Below are 25,092 nucleotides of genomic sequence, written 5' to 3'. Positions count from 1 at the left end.
TCTTGAAGCGGGATTAATTACGCTTTGTACTACGTTTTTTTCGCACGAGGGTTGAGATGTTCACTTTCAATTTATCAGCGCACTCTTGCATCGTCTTTGTTTGGGTGAGCATGCGATTTATATACTCTGTCTCAAATTGCTGTACCGCTTCCTTTAGAGATAAAGGTTTATCTGGATTCTCCATGGTCAAGGGAAGCGGGGCTTTTTTTGTTCCCTGGATCGACGAGGGAAGCTGGTCAACCATCATTTTGCCGTTTTCACACATATGGTATGTCCGTTCCACTACGTTTTTTAATTCGCGAATGTTTCCAGGCCAATCGTAGTTCGTCAATGTCTCCATGGCCTCTGGGTCAATCCGTTTTTCCTCATTGTATTTCTGCTCCATTTTTTTCAAGTAGTAGAAGACCAGAGCGGGAATATCCTCACGTCGTTCACGGAGCGGTGGAATCGTAATGGACAGAACGTTCAGCCGATAGTACAGATCTTGTCGGAAGCGCTTTTGCTCAACCATCTGTTCCAGATCGCTGTTGGTGGCAGCAATGATCCGCATATTGACGCGCCGCACGTTTTTACCGCCAAGTCTTCTGATTTTTCCATCCTGGAGAACGTTCAGCAGCTTTACTTGAAGCGGATAGGGGAGGTCGCCAATTTCATCGAGAAAAATGGTTCCTCCGTCCGCTAGCTCGAATAAACCCTCTTTGGACCTGTTAGCCCCGGTAAACGCCCCCTTCTCGTATCCAAACAATTCTGATTCCAGCAAATGATCTGGAATGGCACCGCAGTTTATTTTGATCAATTCACCATCTACACTGCTCTGTATGTGGATGTAATTCGCGAGTACGTCCTTTCCAACGCCCGATTCACCTAAAAGCAGCAAGGGCGAGTCATTCTTGGCAAAGCGTTGTGCAAGCCCCACGATCCGATGCATCACTCCACTACGATACACAAGCTGTTCATTTGATTCACTGTCGTTTTGGATCTGCTCCAATGCCTTTTGAAATTGGGAATTGATTTGACGGGTTTCTTCGAGCTCTTGTTGCAGCTGATTCAGCTCGGTGATATCCCTGACATTGCCAACGACAAACAACAATTCCTGGTTCTCGTCTAGTACAGGAGTCGCCGTGTTCATCGTTTTTCGCCCACTGCCGTAATCAATGGCGGTGCTATAGATTTTTTTTGTCTCAATGGCTTTGACCGCAGATGAATCCGAGACGATTTCCATATCCAATTGTTGAATAAAGCTGTAGTTGTTCAGGACATCAGCCGGAATGCCTGTGAGATGCAAGTAAGCCTGATTGTATAAGAGCACGTACCCATTCCGGTCACAAATCGCTAAGCCGTCATGAGAGGTATTGAAAATGGTGGTAATGAGACCTAGCAGATCGTCTTTTTCGTTGGTTTGGAAGTATTGGGTTTTGTACAAAATGGTCTCCCCCCTATTTAGCCGCAGTTTACATCCATTACACAAAAAAGGCAAATAGCGCGTACATATATGGTAGTCAAAACTAAGCATCCATGCGCATTTTTGCATATGCACAATTGCGATCTGTATTGTGTAATCTCCTTATTTTGCTTTGTAATCAGCAAAATGGGAATTGGCATACTTTTTGCTCTTTTCATTTTATACGATCATAACCAATTATCATACGGTTTTCATTGATGTGAAAGCGAGGGAATGAGATGAGTAATTTGACAAATATGTACCAAGTGCTGACTCCTGCTGGAGAGCTGATTGAAGATGTAAGTGGCAAGCTTGAGGAAGCAACGATGGTAAAGATGTATGAGAACATGGTTCTGGTGCGTGCCTTTGACCGCAAGTCTATCCATTTACAGCGCCAAGGGCGAATGGGGACGTATGCTCCTTTTGAAGGGCAAGAAGCTTCACAAGTTGGAAGCGCTTTAGCACTGTCTGCCGGAGACTGGCTGTTTCCGACTTACCGTGATCATGCAGCAGCGATCGTGCATGGTCAGTCGATGGCACGCGTCTTCTTATACTGGATGGGCCACATGGAAGGCAGCATCAGCCCAGAGGGGAAAAACATCATGCCCCCTTGCGTTCCGATTGCCACGCAGATGGTCCATGCGGTCGGTACAGCTTGGGCGAGCAGGCTGAAGCAGGAGAACCATGTGAGTCTCGCTTATTTTGGGGATGGAGCGAGTTCGGAAGGGGACTTTCATGAAGCATTGAACTTCGCCGGTGTTTTTAAGGCACCGACCATCTTTTTATGTCAAAATAACGGCTTTGCTATCAGTGTTCCGTTTTCGCAGCAAACTTCATCGAAAACGATTTCACAGCGTGGAGCTGCTTATGACATTCCGGGTGTGTGCGTAGATGGTAACGATGTATTTGCAGTCTATTTGACAGTAAAAGCAGCGATTGAACGTGGATTGGCAGGGCATGGACCGACACTGATCGAGGCGGTGACCTACCGTTATGGAGCACACACAACTGCTGACGATCCAACGAAATATCGCGAACAGGAGCTGTTGACAGAAGAGTGGAGAACCAAGCGCGATCCCATAGAACGACTGCGCACATTTCTGGAAAAGCGCGGTCTTTGGAACGAAATGAAGGAGGCAGCACTGAATAAGCAAGTGGCGGAGCAAATAGAGGCAGCCCTCATTCAAGCAGAGAGCTATCCGAAGTCCAAACCCACTGACATGTTTCGGCATGTGTACGCTGAGCCGACGTGGATGATCAATGAACAGGAGCAAGAGCTGCAACAGTCAAAAAGAGAGAGGGGGGAAACAGCATGAGTAGAAAACTGACGATCATCCAAGCGATTACAGAAGCGATGGATCAAAAGATGTCCGAAGATCAGCGCGTAATGTTGCTCGGTGAGGACATTGGGATAAATGGTGGAGTGTTTCGCGCAACAGAAGGCTTGCTAGCGAAATATGGACCGAATCGTGTGGTAGATACACCATTGGCTGAAGCCGGCATTATCGGCTCCGCAATCGGACTCGCAATGAATGGAATGATTCCGGTCGTAGAGATCCAGTTTCTCGCCTTTATTTACCCCGGGTTTGAGCAAATCGTCTCGCATGCAGCTCGCATGAGATATCGTACGCGTGGTCAATATCATGTGCCGATGGTGATTCGCACACCGTACGGGGCTGGTATCCGCGGACCTGAGCTGCATTCAGAGAGTGTCGAAACTTTTTTTGCACACGTTCCTGGTTTGAAGGTTGTTGTTCCTAGTACGCCTTATGATGCCAAAGGATTATTGATATCTGCAATGGAGGACCCTGATCCTGTAGTCTTTTTGGAACCGACGAAAATCTATCGTGCGTTTAAAGAGGAGGTGCCGGAAGATATCTACCGCGTACCTATTGGCGAAGCAAAAGTCATACAGGAAGGCAGCGATTTGTCTATCTTTGCATGGGGTGCCATGGTTCGTGTCGCACAGGAAACGGCGAAGCAAATGAAACGCGAGCGTGGCTGGTCTTGCGAGGTCGTGGATTTGCGTACCATCTATCCATTGGATCGGGAAGCGATCGTGAAATCGGTGAAAAAGACGGGCAGAGCGCTCGTCGTTCATGAGGCACATAAAACAGCAGGCATGGGCGCTGAAATTGTTTCGATCATCAACGAAGAGGCGCTGATCTATATGAAAGCCCCGGTCAAACGGATAGCCGGATTTGACGTTCCTGTACCACAATTTTCGATCGAGGACGATTATTTGCCGACGAGTGACCGGATCAAACAAGGGATCGTCGAAACGATTCAATTCTAGAGGAGGAGCTTGTCATATGGTGGAGTTTAAGCTACCGGATGTTGGAGAGGGCATGCACGAGGGCGAGATCCTGCGGGTACTGGTAAAAGCGGGTGAGTTCGTCCAACAGGATCAACCGATTGTGGAGGTACAGACGGATAAGGTCAATGCAGAGCTGTCTGCTCCGGCTTCAGGTGTTGTTACGGAGATTTTTTTCGGAGAAGGAGATACGGTTCATGTAGGTACCACCCTTCTGGTTATTGACAACGGTTCCAAAACGGAAGAATCAACGCAGCCCTGGGCAGAAGATTCACAAGTATCAGAGGCAAAAACAGAGAAGGAAGCTGTTCCTGCTCCGCTTCCGCAGGGGTCGAGGCGTGTACTTGCTACTCCGTTTGTGCGGCAAATGGCTCGAGAGATGAAAATAGATATCGAACAAGTGCAGGGAACCGGTCCCATCGGCAGGGTGACGGAAGAAGATCTGCGCCGCTTCGTACAAAGAGATAGACCGATCCAAGAAGTCGTGGTAACGGAACAACCCGTTGCTTCGCCGAGTCGGAAAAATACGGTCTCGCCGATGGCTACTTCGGATGCAAGCCACCAAAGAGAAGAGCGCATCATGCTAAAAGGGATTCGCAAGAAAATCGCTGAGCACATGATGAAATCAGTCTCCACGATTCCGCATGTCACCTCGGTTGACGAGTTTGAAATGGATGAGATAAGAGCGGTTCGAGAGCGTCTGAGGCAGCGTGCAGAGAAAAAGGGCGTAAAGCTGACGTTCCTGCCATTTTTCATCAAAGCGCTGGTCATTGCCTTGAAAGAATTCCCGACGTTGAATGCATCCCTCGATGAGCAGACAAATGAAATCGTACTCAAGCATTACTACAATATCGGCATTGCCACCGATACTCCAAACGGATTGATTGTACCAGTCATTCGGGATGTTGACAGGAAGTCCATTTTTGAATTGGCACAGGAAATCAGCTGCTTGGCACAATTGGCACGTGAAGGCAAGCTCTCGATGGAGCAGATTACTAGCGGTACCTTTACGATCAGCAACGTCGGTTCGATTGGCGGATTACAAGCGACCCCTATCATCAATCATCCAGAGGTTGCTATTCTGAGCCTGCACAAAATGGAAAAGCGCTGGGTCGTACGGGAAGACGAAGGCGTCATACGTTGGATGATGAATACGTCACTCTCTTTTGATCATCGGTTGATCGACGGGGTGACTGCTGTCAAGTTTACAAACCGGGTCAAAGAACTGATCGAGGATCCGAATCTGTTGTTTGCGGAGATGATATAGATGGTAGTTGGTGAGGTAGCGGTAGAAACAGATGTAATCGTAATCGGTGGCGGACCAGGAGGATATGCGGCAGCCATTCGTCTCGGGCAACTGGGCAAATCGGTTGTCCTCATTGAGAAAGAAGAATTGGGCGGGGTATGTCTGAACAAAGGATGTATCCCATCCAAAGCTTTGATCCATGCGGCAGGTGAGTTCCACAAGCTGCCACGAATTGCCAAAATGGGGATTCGGTTACCGCTGGAGGAGGCGACGTTTCATATGCCCGAATGGCAAAAGTGGAAATCGTCTCTCATTGCCCAGTTGAACAAGGGAGTGCATTATCTATGCGAGGCAAGCGGTGTAACGGTCGTCAGAGGGACTGCTACCTTTTTGTCGAGTGATCGAATTGGTGTTGAAACGGGCGGGGACTTTGAGACCTTCAAGTTCGAAAATGCGATTGTAGCTAGCGGGTCGAGACCATTTGTCCCAGGCTTTCTGGAACGAGATGGGACGTACATACTCGACTCTACGGATATCCTGCAAATGGAAGAAGTGCCGGACAGTCTGGCGATCATTGGCGGCGGCTATATCGGGATGGAAATGGGGATGGCATTTTCCAAGCTGGGTACCAAGGTTACCGTTATCGAGGCAGCTGATCGTGTATTGCCGCAGATCGCTGTCCATCACGCTCAGGAAGTCCAAAAAGAGGCGAAAAAACTGGGGATGGTGCTTAAAACGTCTACGAAAGTAGAAACGGCAACCGTTACAGAAAATGGACAAGTCGAGCTCTGTGTCTACTCAGAAAAGCAAGGGGAAGAGCGATTCGTCCACGACAAGGTTCTGGTGACGATCGGGCGAATCCCCAATACAGACGCCATTGGGCTGGCGCAAGCGAAGGTGATCGTAGATGAGCGAGGCTATATTCCCGTCGATCAGTCGTGCCGAACCAATCAAGCGCATATATTTGCCATTGGGGATGTGACTCCCGGTACGGCATTGGCTCACCGTGCCGCCAAGCAAGGCGTAGTTGCTGCCGAAGTAATCGCTGGACTGTCTAGTGCCAACGATTCCACACTGATTCCCTATGTGATCTTTACCGAACCACAAGTAGCGGGTGTAGGGCTCACCAAAGAAGAAGCCATGCAGCAGGGGTACAACATTAAATCGGCTACCTTTCCGTACGGAGCGAACGGCAGAGCGTTGGCAACAGATGAGGGCAATGGCTTCGCAGAGGTGATCGTAGATGCAGAAAGCCATTTGCTATTGGGCATGCACATTGTCGGTTCTGACGCATCCAATCTGATTGGAGAAGGGGTGCTCGCACTGGAAATGGCAGCTCGCGCGGAAGATTTGTCAATGACCATGCATCCTCATCCTACGCTAAGCGAAGTGTGGATGGAGGCTGCGGCGAGCGTACTCGGACATGCGATTCACGTGGTGAACAAGAAGTAAATGAGAGTAGAAATCCCAGCGTATCGGCTTGATCTTTGAAAAAGCGAGCAGATGCGACTGGGGTTCTTTTCTATTCCTTTGTAGACTTTAGTCATGTACAGAATGAACGAATCAAAGGATAACCGAATCAAAGGACAAACGCGTCACCGTATGCATTTGCACAGAAGAAACGGGGATAGTACTATCAGATTATTCCAATAAAGATAACACTTTCAGGAGTGAACGAAATGGGGAACAAAATTCGTTTTTGTCCTTGCAATCAACTTACTCGTGAGTCAGAGATGAAAGAGAAACTGAGAAAAATGCCAAATACAGAAGTGGAAGACCATCGGTGCTTGAACTATTGTGGTCAATGTCTGGTGGAGCCCTTTGCATTGGTGAACGGAAAGAATATTAAGGGGTATACGGATTATGAACTGATGAACAACATTTGCCACTACCTGGGAGAATGATTCTTTTCTAACAGGAAGATCAGAGGGGAAAATGGAAATTAACAAGTGGAAGATAGGTGGACATGATGATGAACACAGGGATTATCCCATTCATGACGAACCTGATTGATTATGCTGGACTTTTTCCGCCCGCGAGCTTGCCTCTCGAAACAGCCATCCGCCAGCATGCTGCATACCAGGTTGGTGAAGATGCCTGGATGTTAGGAAGCTTTGTGATTCCCGCTACAAAACTTACAGAACTTGATCCTCATCTCCCCTTATTTTCCAAGGAGAGGCCGCTTGTTATATCCGCAATCGGACGGAAGAGTACTTGTGCAGATGAATGCCTGGAAGCATTGCGTGCCGACTTAAAAGAGATCGCAGCGTTTCGGGAACGTCACGCAGGGCTTGTAAAAGTGGGGGTGCTCGAGCTGCCATTACCGTCTGCTCTCCCTACGGCAGAATTGCTAGCAGCTATTGCGGATGGGGCTGTGCAGCATAACCTCCGTGCCTTTTGTGAAGTGACGATTCCCCTCGGAAACGACTGGGAACGCCTAATGCTAGGAACGCTTGAGATGCTTTCTGCACACAATCTTTCCAATAAAGCTGTTCTCGGTCTTAAATTGCGAACAGGGGGTGTACTGCCCGAGGCTTTTCCAACACCAGGACAAGTAGCTACTGTCCTCGCAAGCTGCCGAGATCGAGGCATCCCGATGAAGTTCACTGCAGGGCTCCATCATCCTGTACGGATGTTCCGCGGGGAAGTGGGTACAAAAATGCACGGGTTTCTCAATGTCTTTTTTGCAGGGTTGCTTGCTCATGCTCATTTTCTAAATCTAGGGACAATCACAGAAATCCTCTCAGATGAAGAAGCTCGTAGCTTTGCTTTTACGTCAGAAGGGCTGGCGTGGCGTGAATACAGTCTCTCTCTGGAACGGATTCAACAATTCCGCGAATCCATGCTGTTCTCATACGGGAGTTGCAGCTTCGACGAACCGCGCGAGGATTTACAGGCATTAGGCCTTTTATAATCAAGAAGTGCATACAAGGAGGAGTCATAGTGATACGTTCTTTTATAGAGATCAGTCCTGAATCCCATTTTCCTATTCAGAATCTTCCGTACGGTGTCTTTCGTCCAAAAAGTGGCGGCGAGGGCAGGGTCGGTGTTGCTATTGGTGAATACGTTCTTGATTTATCTGTGGTAGATGAAGCTGGGCTTTTTGTTGATACGTCGGTTGGTGGAAAAAGGCTATTTCATCAGTCGTCCTTAAATGCGTTTATGGCTCTCGGGAAAGAGGCCTGGGGGGAGGTACGCAGTCAGGTCCAACGATTGCTCCGGGCTGACGAACCAACCTTGCGCGATCATACTGTCCTGCGTAATACTGCGTTGCTGCGACAATCGGACGTCCAGATGCTGTTACCGGCTCAGATTGGTGACTACACCGACTTTTACGCGTCCAAAGAACATGCAACAAACGTTGGGATCATGTTCCGGGGCAAAGAAAATGCCTTGATGCCGAACTGGCTGCATTTGCCTGTCGGGTATCACGGACGTGCGAGTTCTGTCGTGCTAAGCGGAACAGACGTACGTCGGCCAAAAGGGCAAATGAAGTCTCCGGATGCGGCCGCACCCCATTTTGGGGCATGTCGGCAATTAGATTTTGAATTAGAAATGGGGTGGTTCATCGGCCCCGGCAATCATAGAGAGGAAGCGATCGCAGTTGAAAATGCCGAGGATCAAATTTTTGGTCTCGTTCTTGTAAACGACTGGAGTGCTCGTGATATTCAGTCGTGGGAATACCAACCGCTTGGACCGTTTTTGGCGAAAAATTTCGCTACCTCGATCTCGCCTTGGGTCGTTCCGCTGGAGGCATTGGAGCCATTTCGTGTGGCTTGCCCCAATCAAGAGCCTGAGCCGCTTCCTTACCTGCGGGCACAAGGCAAATCTTCATTTGATATTCGACTAGAGGTGCACTTGCAAGGAGCGGGTATGGCAGAGCCACAGCGCATCGCTACGAGTAATTTCCAACATCTTTATTGGAGCATGGCACAGCAAATTGCTCATCATACTGTGGCCGGATGCAATTTACGGCCGGGTGACCTCTTGGCTTCGGGAACGATCAGTGGTCCCGAAAAAGAAAGCCGTGGATGTTTGCTAGAGCTGGCGTGGCGCGGAACCGAGCCGATCGAGCTCGGAAATGGTGAGAAAAGAGTGTGGCTAGAGGATGGCGACCAGCTTACATTGACTGGCTGGTGCCAGGGGGATGGCTACCGGATCGGTTTTGGAGAAGTGACTGGCCATGTGCTGCCTGCTTTTGAATAGCAGCCTGAGCGGAATCAGCAGATAGAGAAAAGAGGGTATCCGCAAAGGGATGCCCTCTTCTTCAGGTTATGTCTTTCGTACCGCATTCGCCGGGCTCGTAATTAAACTGCCACTCGATGTCGAATTTGTCGATGACACTGCCGTAGCATTTGCTCCAGAATGTCTCTTGCAGCTCCATCCTTACTTGTCCGCCATCTTTTAACTGGTGGAAGTAGGATTCGATTTCTTCCCGATCCGGACTGACGATAGCCAGGCTGAAGTTGTTGCCCGCCACGAATAGCGTTCCGGGAAAGACATCGGAGAACATCAAAGGGCTTCCATTGATCATCAGGCGGGTGTGCATGACGAGGTGCTTTGCTTCCTCAGGTAGGGTCGGAGGGGCGTATCTCCATAGGCCATGATTTGCGGTTTTTCTTGACCAAAAACCTTCGTGTAATACTCGACGTCTTCTCGACAGTTTCCGTTAAAATTGAGGTAAGCATTTACAGCCATTCACGTTCATTCCTTTCTTTTTCGAATTTGTTGAAATCGGGCGCGATTACGTCTCTAGCTAATAGCGATTTTCAGGGAAATATACCTCGGAATGTGATTTCGAAAAGGGGATTAGGTTCATGGTGGAGAATGAAAAGGTTGGTAAAACATGAGTCGAACTTACATCCATCCTTGATCGGAGGAATCATGAATGACTGCGCAAAAACCGGTTGGATTAACGGCCGCCGCAGGCTATCAGATTGGTGTGAGAAGAACGATTCCCGTCCATTCGGAGCGAGTATGGGAGTTCTTTTTTTCGCCAGAAGGCCTGCACCTTTGGCTGGGAGACATCGACCATATTTCATTGCAAAAAGGACAGTCGTATGCGACCCAAGATGGGATTACGGGAGAGGTCAGGGTTGTGAAGCCGTGCGAGCAAGTGCGAATGACATGGAATAAAGCAGAGTGGGCCAAGCCGTCCACCTTGCAGGTTCGCTTTCTCATTCCTGGTCCAGACAAAACGACGATCAGTTTCCACCAGGAAAAGCTGGTAGATATGAAAATGAGAGAAGCGATGAAGCAACGCTGGGAACAAGCATTGACGATGATCGCAGAAAAACTAAAGTCAAGCGTTCTATTCATTTGATGTCGTTAACGAGTGGACAACGTTTTTGCGTGGGGCAGAATTTGGTGTCGATCTGGGAGCTGACACGACATCACGCGAAAATGGTTCTGTCGGCGGTTAGATGACAAAGCGGTTGGTTCAATACGCTGAACAGCAAATGTTTCGGATGAAGGTCCCTCATAGGAGGGATATTTTTTTTTGCATAGGAAACAATCACTAAAATTTGGTATGATGAATATACGTGGAGCATACAAGTATTCTGCTCCTATTGAAAGGGGGTGAGAAAAATGAAGAACAAACTCATTGTAATGGCAGGCATAGCTGGTAGCGGAAAAAGTAAGTGGGCAAAAGAAATCGCTAAAAAAGAAAGAGCGACAATCGTGTCCACAGATGAAATCAGACAGAATCTCTTTGGCGATGAAGACAGGCAAAAGAGAACTGCCCAAGTGTTCTACGAGGTATATTCGAGAATAGAGGCCGAGCTTGCGAGCGGAAAGAGTGTCATATTGGATGCGACCAATATTGATCGAGAGAAGCGGACGAAAGTTCTATCCAAATTTCCCGATTCGCAAAAAGAATGCTATTACGTAGATGTTCCCTATTCGATGTGTTTGGAGCGTAATCGTTCTCGAAAAAGAACGGTGGACGAATACATCCTGAAGAAAATGAGGAAAAATTTCCATTTCCCGATTAGGAACGAGGGTTGGGACCACATCCATTTGCTGCATGAACGCATGCCCTATTCCATTGAAAAAGATGAATTTGTTCAATTGGTAATGAACGAGCCAGCCTATGAAGAATTGTTTGAGAAATTGAACGAAATACCTTGCTTTAAGGACATGTATCAGTTTAATCAAGAGAATCCTCATCACCGACATACGCTATGCAAACACACCTATCATGTTTTGGATTATGTGAATGCTTTTTACACGGAAGAAGACAAGTTTCTGATGCAAGTGGTGGCCTTGTTCCACGATACAGGAAAACCATTTTGTAAAACGTACAAACCGTTGAGAGGTCATTATTCCTACTACGGACATGAATACGTTTCAGCACAATTGGCTTGCCATTTCTTGAAAGAGCTTGGCTTCGATGATGATTTCATCTTCAAAGCAGTAAATTTGATTCAAATGCACATGAAGATCAATTACGGGACACAACAAGATATATCGGATATTTACCATTTATTGGGTGATGAAAATCTATGGAAGCTTTACTTCTTTAAGGAGGCGGATTCGTACGCAAAATAAGGAGGTGAAATCAAATGAAGAATAAATACCCAAGGACGTTTCATTTACCCTGGTCCAGAAGTCGTACCGACGATGATAAAATCTTGAGAGTCGTTCATCACTTCGAGGGAAGAGAAGTGGTCGTTACCGAAAAACTGGATGGGGAAAACACGACGTTGTACAGAGACTACATTCATGCGAGGTCCATTGATAGTAAAGACCATGAATCAAGGCATTGGGTGAAAATGTTGCAAGGCATGATATCTTTTCACATTCCAGAGGGTTGGAGGATTTGCGGTGAAAATGTTTACGCAAAACATTCCATTTATTACGAAGACCTCACCAGTTACTTCTACGTTTTCTCCATATGGAATGAAAAAAATGAATGTCTGCCGTGGGATGAAACAAACGAGTGGGCAGCTCTCTTAGGGTTAGAAGTAGCCCCTGTCCTGTATCGAGGGATTTGGGATGAAAAGACCATCAAGAATTGCTACACTAAGAAATCTGTATTTGGTGGGGAACAGGAAGGATACGTGGTTCGATTTACGGATGGATTTCATTATGATGACTTTAAGTGGTCAGCAGCTAAATTCGTACGGAAGAATCATGTTCAAACGAGCAAACACTGGCTATCTGAACCTGTTGTACCGAATGGGATAAAACCAATCTACTAAGATAATGACTTTTGAAGGGATTGAGAATCATGTAATTCGCTAGTGAAACGACTCATTTGAAACGAATATTTACTCGACAAGATGGTTTTATAGAATAACCAACCAATGGTTTGGTAATTGTAGAAGCTATCTTCGTATACAGCACGGGTGATAGGTATGACCCGAGGGCTCTTTACATGATGGGGAAAAGCATGATTATTCGCCAGGAAAAAGCGAATCGTCATGCTTTTTATCTGCGTAAGGATGGATGGATCTGGCTATGCTGTTTGTTGCGGTTCACGATAGGTTACCCCCCAAAAGATCAGGGCTACGGCACTAACAATAGCACCCAACAGGCAAACACCGTACCAGCCAGCGTATGCATACATACTAGTCGAAGCAATCGAACCAGAAGCGCTGCCTATGGAATAGAAGATCATGTAACTGGCAGTAAGTCTGCTGCGCGCCTCAGGTCGAACAGTAAAAATGAGGCTTTGATTCGTTACATGCACGGCTTGCACGGCGAGATCGAGAAGGATAACACCTGCGACTACTCCCCATAAGGATTGTTCAATCATACCGATTGGCCACCATGAAAATAGTAACAACAAGAGGGCAATGCCTGTCGTCTTTTGGCCAAGACCTCGGTCTGCTAACTTGCCTGCCCGCGCAGCTGCCAATGCTCCAGCAACTCCTGCAAAACCAAACGCTCCAATGGCGAAGTGGGATAAGGAAAGTGGTGCTGCACGAAGTGGCAGGACCAATGAAGTCCACAAAATACTAAACGCCATGAAAATTAGGAATGCTAACACAGCGCGGATGCGCAGGATTCGTTCTTGGGTAAAGAGTAAGAGTGTCGATTGAAGGAGCTGCCCATAAGACAACGACTCTTTTTTGCGTTCATCACGTGGCAGTTTCAGATACAAAATTCCTGACATAGCTAGCATGAGCACAGCAGAAACGAGATAAACGGAGCGCCAGCCCGCCAGATCAGTCAATATGCCAGCAAACGAGCGAGCTAACAAAATACCAATGACAACGCCACTCGTTACCATGCCGACGACACTTCCTCTTTGCTGCGATTCGGACAAGGACGCAGCATAGGAGACAAGAGTTTGTGTTACCACAGCGAGTAGGCCGACAGCAGCTAAACTCGCAAAAAGCATCATCCTAGATGGCGAATAGCCAACACCAATCAAAGCGAAAACCAGGAGCAGCATGTGGGTAATGATTAACCGGCGTCGATTCAATAGGTCTCCTAGCGGTACAAGCAGAAAGAGGCCAAAGGCATAACATAACTGTGTTACGGTAATCACAATACCTACTGAGGAATGGGTAATTCCAAACGTTCTTGCCATGTCATCCAACAATGGATGGGCAAAGTAGATTGTGGCAACCGCCATCCCGCATGCAGTTGCAAATAGCAGTGCCATCTTGCGTGAAGGGGAGGAGGCAGGATCGTTTATTGCGCCTTCTTGGTTTTGAGGCAGGAACATATGGTTCTCAACTCCTTACTGGATAGGGATTGGGTTCTCAACATGTCATTTCATACCGACCGGTAAAACAGTAGGTCATTTCATACCGAATGGTAAATAACTGTTGTGAAGCTACTTTACATTCGTTTTTTATCTGTTGTCAATAGTGAATTCCTCATCGGTTTTTGGAGAAGATTGCAATAGCTCTTCAGGAAAGGGAGCGAATTTGTGTATCTTTGCAAATGAATGATATTTGACAGCAAAGGCAGGGGTTGTTATTATGTATTATACCGATTGGTATTTAATTAAGTTCCTCGTATGTAGATAGAACGGTTCGAATAGAAAAGAGGGAGAAGCGATGGTGAGACCGCGCGAGTTTCAGGAGGATAAGGCACTTGAGAAGGCGATGCAGGTGTTTTGGGAGAAGGGGTATGAAGGAACGTCTATGAGTGATCTCACATCCCGAATGGAAATTCAAAAACCGAGCATCTATGCAGCATTTGGAGAGAAAAGAGAGTTATTTGAGAGGGCCTTGCGAAAATATATACAGGAGCACGCCTCCTTTGTCCGAGGCCGACTACAAAGCACCTCCTCAGCCAAGGACGCTATACGCATCCTTTTTGAAGAGATAGTATCACAGGCCTATGATGATAATCTCAGCCGTGGATGTTTTTGTATCAATACGATGGTGGAGCTGGCTCCCCACGATCCAAGATTTGAAGTTTTGACACGTGAACATCAGTTGTATCTTTCCGTCATCTTTCAGGAAGCGATTGAGCGGGGAAAGAAAGCGGGAGAATTCCAGCCTGAAATCAATGCAAAAGCAATTGCAAACACGATGGTCGTGTCGTTGATCGGACTGACTGTAATGATGAAATCACGTCCTGATAAAATGTTTGTGAATCAAACTGTCGCAACCATTCTTTCTTTGCTTGCATAATCGAGCCTAATAGATTGAGTACAGACTGCGAAAGATAACGGAGGGGTATTTCATTAGAAAAGCGCTTCTTCCCGGAAAGAAGTCGCGCTTTTTGGGTAACTTTATTCATTCGATGCACAGCAGTCATGGAAACTTGCTCCGAGTCATTTCCGGGGAGTAATTACTCACCCGGTTTTCCCTTTTTCATACCCAGGAACGAAATTTCACCTTTATCATTTCGTGTAAAAGTGCAGTCCCAATCATACCAAGTATGATGGAAGGTAGTTTCTGATGTCGGATAAAAAGGAATGACGGCTTCTTCATTCCAGAGAAAATACAATTGCTCGCCTTTTCGATCTACAGTGGCCGTGCAGCCGAATCCTTCATAAGTTCCCATATAAGTCTCATACACCCTTTTTTCAAGTGGAACTTCATTTGGACGCCGTTGCATTGGTACGTGTCCCCCAAATAGTAAGGCTGTCAAGGATTCAGTTAGCTTGCGAATGGGAACAAAATCATAATTCGTTGACATGATGACGGTAGCCTGGTCGTCAGGGTATCTATGCATTTCACTTCGGAAGCCACGGTATGCACCGCCGTGATAGATTCTTCTCCGATTATGATGGTTGTCAAGAAACCACCCAAAACCGTAGTTACAGCAGGTGGTTTGCAGAGCCATGTCCATTGTGGGTTTCGAAACCAGTTTTTCAGAGTACAAGGCTTGGTCCCATATGAAGAGATCATCGACTGTCGAATACATGGACCCGGCTGAAAAAATGGAACTCATATCGATATACTCACATGGAATGAAGTCCTCCCATGAAGAGTTGTAAGCGGAACTCATGTTATGGATGACCTTTTGGTTGTTGTCAATGCCAGTATTCTTCATCCCAAGAGGAATAAGTATATGGTCCGTGATATAGTTCTCGAAAGTCGATCCAGTTATTTTTTCAATGACCACACCAAGCAAAAAATAACCGGAATTATTATAAGCAAAAGAAGTGCCCGGGGTAAATGCAAGGGGATTATTTACAAATAAATTTAGAACGTCTTGTTGAGAAAGCCTTAGCTTGTTCAGACGTTTGTTGTATTCAGGAAGGTAAGTGTAATTGGTTAGTCCAGATGTATGGGAAAGCAAGTGAGCGAGCGTAATGTCTTGTAAATGGTTCCATTCAGGTAAGAAACGGTTCAAACGATCTTCGAAATGGAGTAGTTTCTGTTCGTACAACATCATTACTGCCATTGCGGTAAACGATTTTGTTATGGACCATATTCTGAATTTGGTATCAATGGAGTTGGATAGACGATGCTCGATATTCGCATGACCGTATGCTTTTCTAAACAATACCTCTCCATGCTGAGCAACTAATACGGTTCCGCTTAAGGGCCAGCTGCGTTCATACTCCGCTAAATATTCTTCCAGTCGATCGGGAATGTCAGTCATTTTCTTCGCCTCCCATGAGGGATATTTTACCATAACATCTTTGGAGAAGTACTCTAATGAGGTGGAACTTTATTGTTTTTAGCAAGGTTAACTTCCTTTGCGAGATCCAATAGCTAAATTAGATTAGCTTTAGTTAGCATTCTTCTGGTCATAACAAAGGGTGCGAAGAGAAGCAACTAGATGGTAAAGAAAAACACGTACATTAACTTGTGTTTTTTGTATATAATTCGTGTTTTTGGGATGTGTTTCTCTCGAAGTGAAAAAAATCACGGGGGTTATACTTTTTGAAATGATAAGTCACTCGTGTAAATCCGAATGATCTGTTTTGACCAAAATTCTATGAAAAACGTCTTTCAAACAATAACGAACAAAGCGTTTCTGACACTAACACACAAGTTAGTGTCTTTTTTTATGGCAATCATTGGTGGACTGACCACGTAAATTCACTATAATAGAAATCATTCACAGTCGATGGATTCATAGAAATGACAAGGCAAGGTTGTATTTTTACAGGCAAAAACGTGTATGGAGGCGGCAAACATAATGGTTCATACTTATCTCGAATCGACTCTCGATGATATGAAGCAAGCGATCGACAAGTGGTTTGTCTATATCGGCGACAAGGATGCCGAAACCATTGTGAAACGGACTTCACTGCAGGTAGGGATTCATGATAGCGCCCTTTTGGAATATGCCAAGGGGCGGGCAACCGTGACAGACATAGAGCTTGATGAGCTTGACTTTGACCTTGATTCGCCAAAAGGGAAGACGAGAAGTGAGGAGTTGTTATCAGAAGTGCAAGTCAGGGAGCAGCTGGTACCCCAGCTTGCTCTACATATGCAACAAAAATTGAGCAGTCTGCCGAGCAAGGCGTTGATCCATTACAAATTTTCGTTTGACGGAAAGTTTCGGACACAGGAAGGCGAAGTGAAATTGCCGATTTTAAGGCAAGTCGATCAAGAGAAAAAGGAATTTCTTTCCAACCGAATCACTGACTACCTCTCAACGAAGCTTGAAACGAAGGAAAGACCAACAAAACCGTTGGAGACATTTTTTCTATCCAGGCATCTTTTGGATGAAGAGTTATTTCCCGAATTGGATGCGGGGAAGATCATTACTGTTTTTGAAAAGATTCAGGAACTGAATAAAGGGAACAAAGACAAGCTTAAGGAGCATCGGGCAAATATTGTGAATGCTTTGCGTGATTGGGTAGAGGAAAAGCTTCTTCCGCGTTGTTTTGACATCCACGTGAAGAAATGGAACCAGAAGGAGTATACAAAGAAAAGCGACGTCGATCCGGAAAGCATCGACCAAAATACGATGGATCTTCTATTATATACTGCCGTGTCCATCATAAAATACGAGCCAGCTTATAGCAGTGACAGGGGGATTGGCTTTCTGGAGCGGGCGATTGAACTGGGAAGCAAGAAAGCGCCTCTCTTGATGAAAGAAGGCAGTGGAACCTTCCCCCAGGAAGTGGTATATACTAGCGATGAATTCGTGGAATGCAAGGCGAATGATATATTTGCTACGGTGACTATTTCCATCAAGCAGGAAAGCGAGGAGAGCTATGCACGAGCAATTCGTTTTGTATGCCATTTATTGCGTCAAGGCTTTCCCAAAAGCTATCAAATCAAGCTGAAATCAAGTGCAAAGCAGTTTTTACCGATCAAAGGCTTGGCGAAGTCTGCTACCCATCGCTTTTTTGCGAACGCAATGCAATACCCGAATCTACTCCCGCTGCTGGAGGAGTATGCCCGCGAGGCGATGGAAGAATTCGAGTGGTATGGGGATACCGAAGGGGAAAAGAACTGCATGCCAGGCACCTATGCTGTCTTTGGCCTCGGCCTTCTCGACCCGTGCTATTTTCCTCTGGTCGAGGATTATATGAAAGTGGTCGATGAAGAGCACCAATCCGTCCAAGACTACTTTACTGCTGCCTTCATTGAAAAGCATGGTGTGAATGCAGTGACGATGCCCACTTTTGTGGGTTGCTTGTTACACGGGTCAGACTCGATGAAGCTGAAGATCAAAAAAGAGATGGAAGACGAGGAGAATCTGCGGCTGCTGCTGGAGAGAATCAGGGATCTTCGACCACATGAAGTGGAACATATTGTTTTTATCATTTGGGGTGGAGCCGAGAAGCTCAAGGCTATTGCCGCCAAAGCAAAGGGAGAGAAGGAAGCAGTGTTGTCTGAAATTGTAGTGAAGTGCGAGCGTCGTAGAGGAGTTTGATCTTGCTTATAAAAGATACGTATACGATTACAGACCAATGATCTGTCACTCTCCGTCAATCTTGACAGATAGTAAAAGGAGAGGCCAAGTGGCCCTCCTTTGTTTTTTTGTTTGGCAAAAAGGGAGGGAACAGCTGATTTTGTTATGCTCGGACTTACTTCCTGTGAGCATTCTTTATCGCTGTTTGAATGTACGTTTCCAACGTATCCATAAATGCTTTAGCCGCATATCCCATATATTTGTCTAAGCGGTATACAAGGCATATGTCCTGACTCGGTGTTGGATCAAAAAGAGAAACGATGGCGATCTGATCACTACTGAGGTTTTCGAGAAGCAAACGGGGCAAGACACATGCGCCGATTCCTTGTTCTACCAAAGAAATGAGGGAGGATAAGGTAGTGGTTTCAATATGTGGTTGCAGGCGGAAGCCTTCTTGCAGGCAATACTGGCTGATTAACTGTCTGACTTGATGGTCGGGTGGAAACATGACCATCTTCAAATGCTGAAGCTCGGCAAAGGGACTTCTACAAAGGCGAGTGAGTGGTCTGATCGAATGGCCAATGCAAATTCTTCATGAAGTAATGGGATAACCGTAATTCGTTCGTCGGGAATAGGCGTTGTTGTGACTCCAATATCGATTGCGCCATGGATAACCTGTTCCATGATTTTAGTGGATTCAATCACGGATAAGGATATTTTCGGATAAACTCGATGAAATTCAACGAGCAAAGCGTCAAATAGCAAATCCGCATCTCCGGGCAGAACACCGATCGTAAGGGAGCCACCTCCTGCATTTTTCATTTCATCGATAGCGGTGCGTGCGTATTCAATACTCGTCTTTTGCCTGGATTATTTCCTCTCGATTGGTTTGCCGTTTCATTCCAACCTGCCGGAAGCCTATGCGGAAATATTTCATACGGGAACGAAGCCGGCTGACTGGACTGCTGCACCCCCGAGGAAAGAATGGAGCTTGTACAGTACTTAACTGCTCAGCTTGAGAGCCTGACAAAAATTTCCGCCAGTGCTTTGGAACAGCCCTTGCAATCGCCGATTGAAATGGGACCCCTGCGATTCGAAACAGTTGGAAGGTGGTTAACTTCGCTATCGTACACGAAGGAATGCATCTCGGGACGATCTCAAGCTTGGTAAAGGTCATCCGACACGACCTTGCGGATATCGTGAAATAAAGGAACTGGAACAGAGGACGGGTGCTTGTCATCCGTCTTTTTTTAGTTGGACAAGAATGGTGCTGTGAGCATGATGATGAAGATGATCAAATTTTGCAAGTTGCATGCAAGAATTACGCATCTATTTCTTTTTACATGACCTATAATTCTGAATTAATAAAAAACAATTAGAAACGGGGAGTCAACTTGAAAAGAAAGACGATCTTTACTGTTGCAAGTTCCGTAGGTCTGGCCTTTGCGGTCCTTGTCTCCGGCTGTTCCAGCGCACCATCCTCATCACCTGGCACGGGGACAGGCAGTGAAAAACAGGAGCAGGGAACACCTGGAACAGTAGCTCCAAAATCAGGTGGAACGCTTACGTATGCGCTTTATCAGGACATCGTTTCCCTGGACCCAGCCTTTACGTACGACTTCTCTACCGTCGTCAATCAGATTACCGAGGGTCTTTTAAAATTTGATGAGAATTCAAAGCTCGTACCAAGTCTTGCGGAAAAATGGGAAAATCCAGATTCCAAGACGTATGTTTACCACATTCGAAAAGGGGTCTCATTCTCAGATGGAACCCCAATGACCGTAGACGACGTCATTTTTTCCATGGAACGCACGCGTGATCCCAAGACGGCCTCTTATCTTGGCTGGATGTATGGCAATGTGGACAAGATCGAAAAAGTAGATGATTCAACTGTCAAAGTGACACTGAAAGAGCCCGATTCCAATTGGCGATATGCCATGGCGACACCCGCAGGCCACGTCATCAGCAAAGCGTATTATGAAGCACACGCAAGCAATTTTGGCAAACCGGATGGCGGAGTGATGGGGACAGGACCCTTCAAATATGTGAATTGGCAAACCGGGTCGGAAATCGTTCTGGAAAAGAATACGAATTACTGGGACAAGACTGGTGGTCCGTACCTGGACAAAATTGTCTATAAGGTGATACCGGAAGCGATGACAAGAGTGACGGGACTCAAGACGGGCCAAATCAATATGGCGATTACGCTGCCGATTGACCTGCAAGAAGTGGTGGGAAAGATGGACAGCGTAAAAATCAGTCGTTCAGACAGCTTTCTCAGCGATTTTGTGGCGATGAACACACAGCGCAAGCCATTTGATGACGTAAAAGTCCGCCAAGCGATCAACTACGCACTGGATAAGCAGAAAATTGTGAAAGAGATAATCAAGGATGCAGGTGTTGCAGGTAAATCGGTGCCAGTCCCGCCAGCCTTGTGGTTGTTTGAAAATGAGAAGTGGGAAGCCGCTTACAAAGAAATTCCTGACTACAGCTACGATTTGGAAAAAGCGAAACAGCTGCTGGCGCAGTCCAGCGTGCCGAACGGGTTCAATGCAAAAATCCTCGTCGACGGAGACAGTTTGCGGATGAACATCGCTCTTGCTCTGCAGGCAGCCGTCAAACCAATGGGAATTAATCTGGAAGTGGAGAAAGTGACAGGGGAAGAGCTCAACACCCGTTCATGGGGCGGGGCGCGCGATTACGATATGCTGATTCAAAACTGGAACTCCGATTTCCCGGATCCGACCGGCAGCCTGCAGCCGTTGTTCCTGTCCGCCAATGCTGCAGACGGTGGGTCGAACTTCGCCAACTATAAGAATCCGGAAGTAGACAAACTGCTTATCGAACAAGGACGACTGACCGATGACGCCAAACGAAGCGAGATGATGATCCAGGCGGAAAAACTCATTGCGGAAGATGCACCATGGATTGTCGTCAGCCATCAGAAGCATTTTATGATCACCTCGAAAAACGTCGCAGGGTACGAAATCTCCCCGATGGTTTTCTGGCAGCCAATCATGAAGGATGTTTATTTTGCAGAGTGACGGGCAGGCTTCAACCTGCCCGCTTTTTACGCCAAACTATCCATTAGAAAGGCGGTAGAAACAAGTGGTTCACTATGTGGCTAGGCGTCTTCTTCTGCTCATACCGATCTTGTTTGTCGTTTCGGTTATTATCTTCGGCATGTCGCGGCTGGTTCCAGGCGACCCGGCACTGATCATGGTAGGCGGTCATCAAACTACGCCAGAGGTGCTGGAGAATATCCGGGAAAAATACCATTTAAACAAGCCAGTATGGGAGCAATACACCATCTGGTTGAAAAATGCGTTGACTGGCGATTTGGGAGAGAGCTTCAAAATGAAGCAATCGGTCTCCGCAATGATCGCAGAGCGTCTGCCAATGACCTTGCAGCTTGTTTTTATGAGCATCATCTTGACTCTGGTGATGGCCGTACCGCTCGGGATACTGGCAGCGATGCGAAAGCAGACGTGGGTAGACTATTTATCCTCGCTGTTTGCCTTGGCTGGGATGTCGTCCCCTGTTTTCTTTACGGGTGTTTTGCTTGTGCTGCTCTTTTCCTTTCAACTCAACTGGCTTCCAGCCTTTGGAGCAGGCAAAGGATTTGTAGACAACCTGACGCATCTGCTGCTCCCGTCGTTTGCACTGGCTGTCAATATGATTGCTCTCATCATGCGGATTACCCGCTCAGGGATGATTGATGTACTCAGCACGAATTATATGCAGACGGCGATTGCGAAAGGATTGCCGCGGGCCGTTATCATTCTCAAGCATGGATTGCGGAATGCCCTGATTCCTCTCCTCACCGTAACCGGCTTGCAAATCGGATTTTTAATGGTAGGGACGGTACTGGTCGAATATACGTTTGGCCTGGGAGGGCTTGGTAGTCTGATCATCAATGGCGTTCAGACCAGCGATTATCCTGTTGTTCAGGGAACCATTCTTTTTATGGTCGTCATTTTTCTGCTTTTAAACCTGCTTGTCGACCTGCTCTATGCCGTGATCGACCCGCGGATTCGTTACCAGTAAGGAAGGGTGAGTCCATATGGCTATCGCGCCGGTTCATATAAAAACGGAAGATGCAGTCCCCGTCAAAAAGAGAGCAGGAGTGCTTGCTTCTCCTTTTTTTCGCAATAAAACCGCGATCATCTCCGGGGGGCTGATATTAATTATCGTATTGATCGCCCTTTTCGCACCACTGCTGGCTCCTCATGATCCAGACGCGCAGGATCTGTCTCTCTCCATGCAGTCGTCGTCAGCAGATCACTGGTTTGGTACAGATAAGCAGGGACGCGACATTTTCAGCCGAATTCTGTATGGTGCCCGTACCACGCTGCTAGGAGCCGTTTTCGTCGTGTTGATTTCACTATTGATTGGAGTACCGCTGGGGCTTGTGTCCGGTTACTTCGGTGGCCGCGTGGACAGCATCATCAACCGCATTTGGGATGTGATGCTTGCTTTTCCGTCGTTATTGCTGGCATTTATCATTGTCGCTACGTTTGGACGCGGATTTGAAAACGCCATCATTTCATTGGGGATCGTGTATATTCCGATGATTTCCAGAATCGTACGATCGGTGGCAATGGTGGAAAAGTCACAGTCGTACGTGGAAGCTGCCCGGACGCTCGGGTACTCCCACACACGGATCATTTTTCGTCATATTCTGCCGAACTGTTATTCTGCCATTCTAGTCAATGCAATGCTGGACCTTGCGTACGCGATTCTGGATCTGGCAGCACTCAGCTTCCTTGGGCTGGGCGTGCAGCCGCCAACAGCGGACTGGGGCTACATGCTCTCTGAGGGACGCGAATACATGCTGATTTCCGTAAATGCAGCGTTAGCTTCAGGTTTTGCCATCATGATAACCGTCATTGCTTTCAATCTATTTGGTGACTGTTTGCGAGACTATCTCGATCCGAAGCAGCGGAGGGCGTAGGCAAAAGAAATTCGGGGAGGGTCTATGCTGCTTTCACTCAATCTTTTTACGTTTGTGATCGTACTAGGGATCGTGGGCGGGATTATCGGTCTGACTACGATTGTGGTGATTTTGATCACCGAAAAAGAAATTGATTATTTGGAAGTTGAGAAAAAAAGGGCAGAGCTGGAAGTGCTCTTGAAAGAGTCTAAATTTTTGCAGTTGTCTTCGCAAATAAGGCCACACTTTTTGTTTAACGCCCTGAACATTATCTCCACACTCATCCGTATTGACAAAAAACGGGAGGCTGAACAAGCCACTTATGCGATAGCCTCGCTGATGCGCTATCACTTGAAGGAATCCGGACCGCTCGTGACCGTTCGGGAGGAGCTGGAATACGTCAAGCATTACTTAACCTTGCAGGAGCTTCGATTTGGGCCACGTTTGACCTGGCATATTCGGGCAGACGAAGAGGCGATGGAATTGCCGATCCCGCTCCTGACCATTCAGCCACTTGTAGAAAACGCCTGTATTCATGGGGTGGAGCCCCAGATTTCGGGTGGGACGATCGCTCTCATCGCGACCTATTGGCAGGGGATTTTACAAATTGAGGTAACGGACAATGGCGCCGGGATAAGTGAACGGGTTCTCGAAGAGTTTGACAGGTGGAAAAAGACCTACCAGAGCAGCGAAGGTAAGCTGCGAATCGGATTGAAAAATGTTCATTCGCGTCTCGTGCATCATTTCGGCAGAGAAAGCGGGCTGACGATCCGTAGGCTAATGTCAGGGACAGTCAGTCAGATCAAGATCGAATATCAGGCGGTGGAAGCATGAAGGTACTGATCGTAGACGACGAACCACTGGAGCTGTTGAACCTGAACAGTATACTCTCTTCGCATGATCGGAATGCCCTGGTCCGTTCGGCTGCAAACGGAATGCAAGCACTATCCCTGATGGAAGAGCAAGTGGCTGATATTGTTTTCCTGGATATTCAAATGCCAGGATGGAACGGCCTGGAGACATTAGAGAAAATCAAGCGACGCTGGCCGGATGTTCAGGTCGCGCTGATCTCCGCCTATGGCGAATTTCACTATGCCAAATCGGCGATGGAGCTCGGGGTTTCCGGCTATATCTTAAAGCCAGTCGTTCCTTTCGAGCTGATCAAATTATATGAAAAAATGCTCCAGGAGCTGGCGGCAAAACGAAATGTGAGGCCACTGCTTTTGCAAACTGCTATCGAGCAATGGATCGGGATCCATCCGTTGCGAGGGAAGGTTCCGGAATCCGCCTGGAGGCCCGAAATATCGTTTACCCCCAATCTCGTACTGGTAGTAAAAACAGATGACGAACAACTTCCTGTTGCCATTCCAGGCGCGGTAGCGGCCCCGCAGCCGATTGAAGGGTACTGGGTATACGTTGCCCATGCAGGTGACGATCGGCAGGTACAGCATTTCAGCGAGCAGCTTGCCTATCGCAAGCTGCAATGGGAAAAAACGTATCCCGAGCAGCCCTGGACGTATGGGGTGGGAGAGCGGGTCGAATCGTTGGATGTCTTGCGTAAATCCTTTTTTTCCGCCATCAAGGCTTCGCAAAACAAAGAAGAGGCGATCATCGGGCAGTGTCTCAGCTTTCTGTCAAACCATTATGACGTCTTGCTCACAATCAATGATCTGGCGGCAGAGGTGCATATCAGTCCATCTCATTTGAGTCGGATATTAAAGAGGCGCCTGGGTATGACGTTTGTCGATCTTTTAACAAAGCTTCGGATCGAAAAGGCAAAGGAGCTCCTCGACAATCCGGCTCTCTCCATCGAGTACATCGCGCACTGTGTTGGGTTCAGCAGTCCGAATTACTTCGCTGTTACCTTTCGCAAGCTTCAGGGACAGTCACCGCGAGAGTATCGGCTGACATCAGGTGCGTGA

20 protein-coding genes and 3 pseudogenes are annotated in these 25,092 nt (G+C 47.1%); 18 read left to right on the top strand and 5 right to left on the bottom strand.

The features are described 5' to 3' along the window. Positions 1-13 precede the first annotated feature (13 nt). Positions 14-1,423 carry a sigma-54 interaction domain-containing protein gene (locus tag ACIFQN_RS17065; protein ID WP_429834229.1) on the bottom strand — a complete coding sequence of 470 codons (1,410 nt, stop codon included), beginning with the start codon at positions 1,421-1,423 and terminating at the stop codon, positions 14-16. Positions 1,424-1,680: 257 nt separating this feature from the next. Here ACIFQN_RS17065 and pdhA point away from each other — a divergent pair, with 257 nt between their 5' ends. The 7 genes from pdhA (at position 1,681) to fahA (ending at position 9,207) form a co-directional block, all read left to right on the top strand. Next, entirely contained in the window at positions 1,681-2,757 is a 1,077-nt protein-coding gene (gene pdhA / locus ACIFQN_RS17060) for a pyruvate dehydrogenase (acetyl-transferring) E1 component subunit alpha (protein ID WP_429834228.1), read from the top strand. Continuing rightward, positions 2,754-3,737, top strand: coding sequence for an alpha-ketoacid dehydrogenase subunit beta (locus ACIFQN_RS17055; RefSeq protein WP_429834227.1), 984 nt, complete (start codon positions 2,754-2,756; stop codon positions 3,735-3,737). Before pdhA ends, ACIFQN_RS17055 begins: the two co-directional genes overlap by 4 nt. A gap of 16 nt (positions 3,738-3,753) precedes the next feature. Then, positions 3,754-5,022 (top strand): dihydrolipoamide acetyltransferase family protein, encoded by a 1,269-nt coding sequence (locus ACIFQN_RS17050; protein WP_429834226.1) that lies wholly within the window; start codon positions 3,754-3,756, stop codon positions 5,020-5,022. Beyond that, entirely contained in the window at positions 5,023-6,453 is a 1,431-nt protein-coding gene (gene lpdA, locus ACIFQN_RS17045; protein WP_429834225.1) for a dihydrolipoyl dehydrogenase, read from the top strand. It begins immediately after the preceding gene. 227 nt (positions 6,454-6,680) lie between these two features. Further along, positions 6,681-6,905, top strand: coding sequence for a DUF1450 domain-containing protein (locus ACIFQN_RS17040; protein ID WP_429834224.1), 225 nt, complete (start codon positions 6,681-6,683; stop codon positions 6,903-6,905). A gap of 62 nt (positions 6,906-6,967) precedes the next feature. Continuing rightward, on the top strand, positions 6,968-7,915 hold the full coding sequence (locus tag ACIFQN_RS17035; RefSeq protein WP_429834223.1) for a hypothetical protein: 948 nt from the start codon (positions 6,968-6,970) through the stop codon (positions 7,913-7,915). Positions 7,916-7,944: 29 nt separating this feature from the next. Then, positions 7,945-9,207, top strand: coding sequence for a fumarylacetoacetase (fahA, locus tag ACIFQN_RS17030; RefSeq protein ID WP_429834222.1), 1,263 nt, complete (start codon positions 7,945-7,947; stop codon positions 9,205-9,207). A 61-nt stretch (positions 9,208-9,268) separates the two neighbouring features. On the opposite strand, the pseudogene ACIFQN_RS17025 reads toward fahA, so the two are convergent. Next, a pseudogene (locus tag ACIFQN_RS17025) lies at positions 9,269-9,699 on the bottom strand (VOC family protein). Positions 9,700-9,889: 190 nt separating this feature from the next. Between ACIFQN_RS17025 and ACIFQN_RS17020 the strand changes: the two are divergent. The 4 genes and pseudogenes from ACIFQN_RS17020 (at position 9,890) to ACIFQN_RS17005 (ending at position 12,206) form a co-directional block, all read left to right on the top strand. After that, positions 9,890-10,324 (top strand): SRPBCC family protein, encoded by a 435-nt coding sequence (locus ACIFQN_RS17020; protein ID WP_429834221.1) that lies wholly within the window; start codon positions 9,890-9,892, stop codon positions 10,322-10,324. A gap of 34 nt (positions 10,325-10,358) precedes the next feature. Beyond that, positions 10,359-10,424 (top strand): annotated as a pseudogene (locus ACIFQN_RS17015) (spore protein); the annotation flags it as partial. Positions 10,425-10,590: 166 nt separating this feature from the next. Beyond that, on the top strand, positions 10,591-11,553 hold the full coding sequence (locus ACIFQN_RS17010) for an AAA family ATPase (RefSeq protein WP_429834220.1): 963 nt from the start codon (positions 10,591-10,593) through the stop codon (positions 11,551-11,553). Between the two features lie 14 nt (positions 11,554-11,567). Further along, positions 11,568-12,206, top strand: coding sequence for an RNA ligase family protein (locus tag ACIFQN_RS17005; protein ID WP_429834219.1), 639 nt, complete (start codon positions 11,568-11,570; stop codon positions 12,204-12,206). A gap of 257 nt (positions 12,207-12,463) precedes the next feature. Here the strand turns inward: ACIFQN_RS17005 and ACIFQN_RS17000 are convergent, their stop codons facing one another. Continuing rightward, complete coding sequence (locus ACIFQN_RS17000) at positions 12,464-13,681, bottom strand: MFS transporter (protein WP_429834218.1); 1,218 nt, start codon at positions 13,679-13,681, stop codon at positions 12,464-12,466. A gap of 337 nt (positions 13,682-14,018) precedes the next feature. Here ACIFQN_RS17000 and ACIFQN_RS16995 point away from each other — a divergent pair, with 337 nt between their 5' ends. Continuing rightward, positions 14,019-14,600 carry a TetR/AcrR family transcriptional regulator gene (locus ACIFQN_RS16995; protein ID WP_429834217.1) on the top strand — a complete coding sequence of 194 codons (582 nt, stop codon included), beginning with the start codon at positions 14,019-14,021 and terminating at the stop codon, positions 14,598-14,600. A 160-nt stretch (positions 14,601-14,760) separates the two neighbouring features. On the opposite strand, the gene ACIFQN_RS16990 is transcribed toward ACIFQN_RS16995, so the two are convergent. Next, positions 14,761-16,023 carry a serine hydrolase gene (locus ACIFQN_RS16990; protein WP_429834216.1) on the bottom strand — a complete coding sequence of 421 codons (1,263 nt, stop codon included), beginning with the start codon at positions 16,021-16,023 and terminating at the stop codon, positions 14,761-14,763. 543 nt (positions 16,024-16,566) lie between these two features. Here ACIFQN_RS16990 and ACIFQN_RS16985 point away from each other — a divergent pair. Then, positions 16,567-18,258, top strand: a complete 1,692-nt coding sequence (locus ACIFQN_RS16985) for a DUF6138 family protein (protein WP_429834215.1) — start codon at positions 16,567-16,569, stop codon at positions 18,256-18,258. A gap of 154 nt (positions 18,259-18,412) precedes the next feature. On the opposite strand, the pseudogene ACIFQN_RS16980 reads toward ACIFQN_RS16985, so the two are convergent. Beyond that, positions 18,413-19,059 (bottom strand): annotated as a pseudogene (locus tag ACIFQN_RS16980) (LysR family transcriptional regulator substrate-binding protein). 572 nt (positions 19,060-19,631) lie between these two features. On the opposite strand from ACIFQN_RS16980, the gene ACIFQN_RS16975 reads away from it, so the two are divergent. From ACIFQN_RS16975 to ACIFQN_RS16955, 5 genes are all read left to right on the top strand, one after another. Continuing rightward, on the top strand, positions 19,632-21,281 hold the full coding sequence (locus tag ACIFQN_RS16975) for an ABC transporter substrate-binding protein (protein ID WP_429834214.1): 1,650 nt from the start codon (positions 19,632-19,634) through the stop codon (positions 21,279-21,281). Positions 21,282-21,357: 76 nt separating this feature from the next. Further along, on the top strand, positions 21,358-22,284 hold the full coding sequence (locus ACIFQN_RS16970) for an ABC transporter permease (protein ID WP_429834213.1): 927 nt from the start codon (positions 21,358-21,360) through the stop codon (positions 22,282-22,284). A 16-nt stretch (positions 22,285-22,300) separates the two neighbouring features. Beyond that, a complete protein-coding gene (locus tag ACIFQN_RS16965) occupies positions 22,301-23,191 on the top strand; it encodes an ABC transporter permease (RefSeq protein WP_429834212.1) in 891 nt (296 codons plus the stop codon). 24 nt (positions 23,192-23,215) lie between these two features. Continuing rightward, entirely contained in the window at positions 23,216-24,004 is a 789-nt protein-coding gene (locus ACIFQN_RS16960; RefSeq protein WP_429834211.1) for a sensor histidine kinase, read from the top strand. After that, entirely contained in the window at positions 24,001-25,092 is a 1,092-nt protein-coding gene (locus ACIFQN_RS16955) for a response regulator transcription factor (RefSeq protein ID WP_429834210.1), read from the top strand. Before ACIFQN_RS16960 ends, ACIFQN_RS16955 begins: the two co-directional genes overlap by 4 nt.

The sequence above is a fragment of the Brevibacillus sp. NRS-1366 genome (assembly GCF_050467985.1).
Note: the sequence above shows the minus strand (reverse complement) of the source record. Positions and strands in the feature narration are given on the sequence as shown.

Coding starts and splice junctions, on each gene's coding strand:
- pdhA (WP_429834228.1), top strand. CDS start 1,681: ATGAGTAATTTGACAAATATGTACCAAGTGCTGACTCCTGCTGGAGAG.
- ACIFQN_RS17055 (WP_429834227.1), top strand. CDS start 2,754: ATGAGTAGAAAACTGACGATCATCCAAGCGATTACAGAAGCGATGGAT.
- ACIFQN_RS17050 (WP_429834226.1), top strand. CDS start 3,754: ATGGTGGAGTTTAAGCTACCGGATGTTGGAGAGGGCATGCACGAGGGC.
- lpdA (WP_429834225.1), top strand. CDS start 5,023: ATGGTAGTTGGTGAGGTAGCGGTAGAAACAGATGTAATCGTAATCGGT.
- ACIFQN_RS17040 (WP_429834224.1), top strand. CDS start 6,681: ATGGGGAACAAAATTCGTTTTTGTCCTTGCAATCAACTTACTCGTGAG.
- ACIFQN_RS17035 (WP_429834223.1), top strand. CDS start 6,968: ATGATGATGAACACAGGGATTATCCCATTCATGACGAACCTGATTGAT.
- ACIFQN_RS17020 (WP_429834221.1), top strand. CDS start 9,890: ATGACTGCGCAAAAACCGGTTGGATTAACGGCCGCCGCAGGCTATCAG.
- ACIFQN_RS17010 (WP_429834220.1), top strand. CDS start 10,591: ATGAAGAACAAACTCATTGTAATGGCAGGCATAGCTGGTAGCGGAAAA.
- ACIFQN_RS17005 (WP_429834219.1), top strand. CDS start 11,568: ATGAAGAATAAATACCCAAGGACGTTTCATTTACCCTGGTCCAGAAGT.
- ACIFQN_RS17000 (WP_429834218.1), bottom strand. CDS start 13,681: ATGTTCCTGCCTCAAAACCAAGAAGGCGCAATAAACGATCCTGCCTCC.
- ACIFQN_RS16995 (WP_429834217.1), top strand. CDS start 14,019: ATGGTGAGACCGCGCGAGTTTCAGGAGGATAAGGCACTTGAGAAGGCG.
- ACIFQN_RS16990 (WP_429834216.1), bottom strand. CDS start 16,023: ATGACTGACATTCCCGATCGACTGGAAGAATATTTAGCGGAGTATGAA.
- ACIFQN_RS16985 (WP_429834215.1), top strand. CDS start 16,567: ATGGTTCATACTTATCTCGAATCGACTCTCGATGATATGAAGCAAGCG.
- ACIFQN_RS16965 (WP_429834212.1), top strand. CDS start 22,301: ATGGCTATCGCGCCGGTTCATATAAAAACGGAAGATGCAGTCCCCGTC.
- ACIFQN_RS16960 (WP_429834211.1), top strand. CDS start 23,216: ATGCTGCTTTCACTCAATCTTTTTACGTTTGTGATCGTACTAGGGATC.
- ACIFQN_RS16955 (WP_429834210.1), top strand. CDS start 24,001: ATGAAGGTACTGATCGTAGACGACGAACCACTGGAGCTGTTGAACCTG.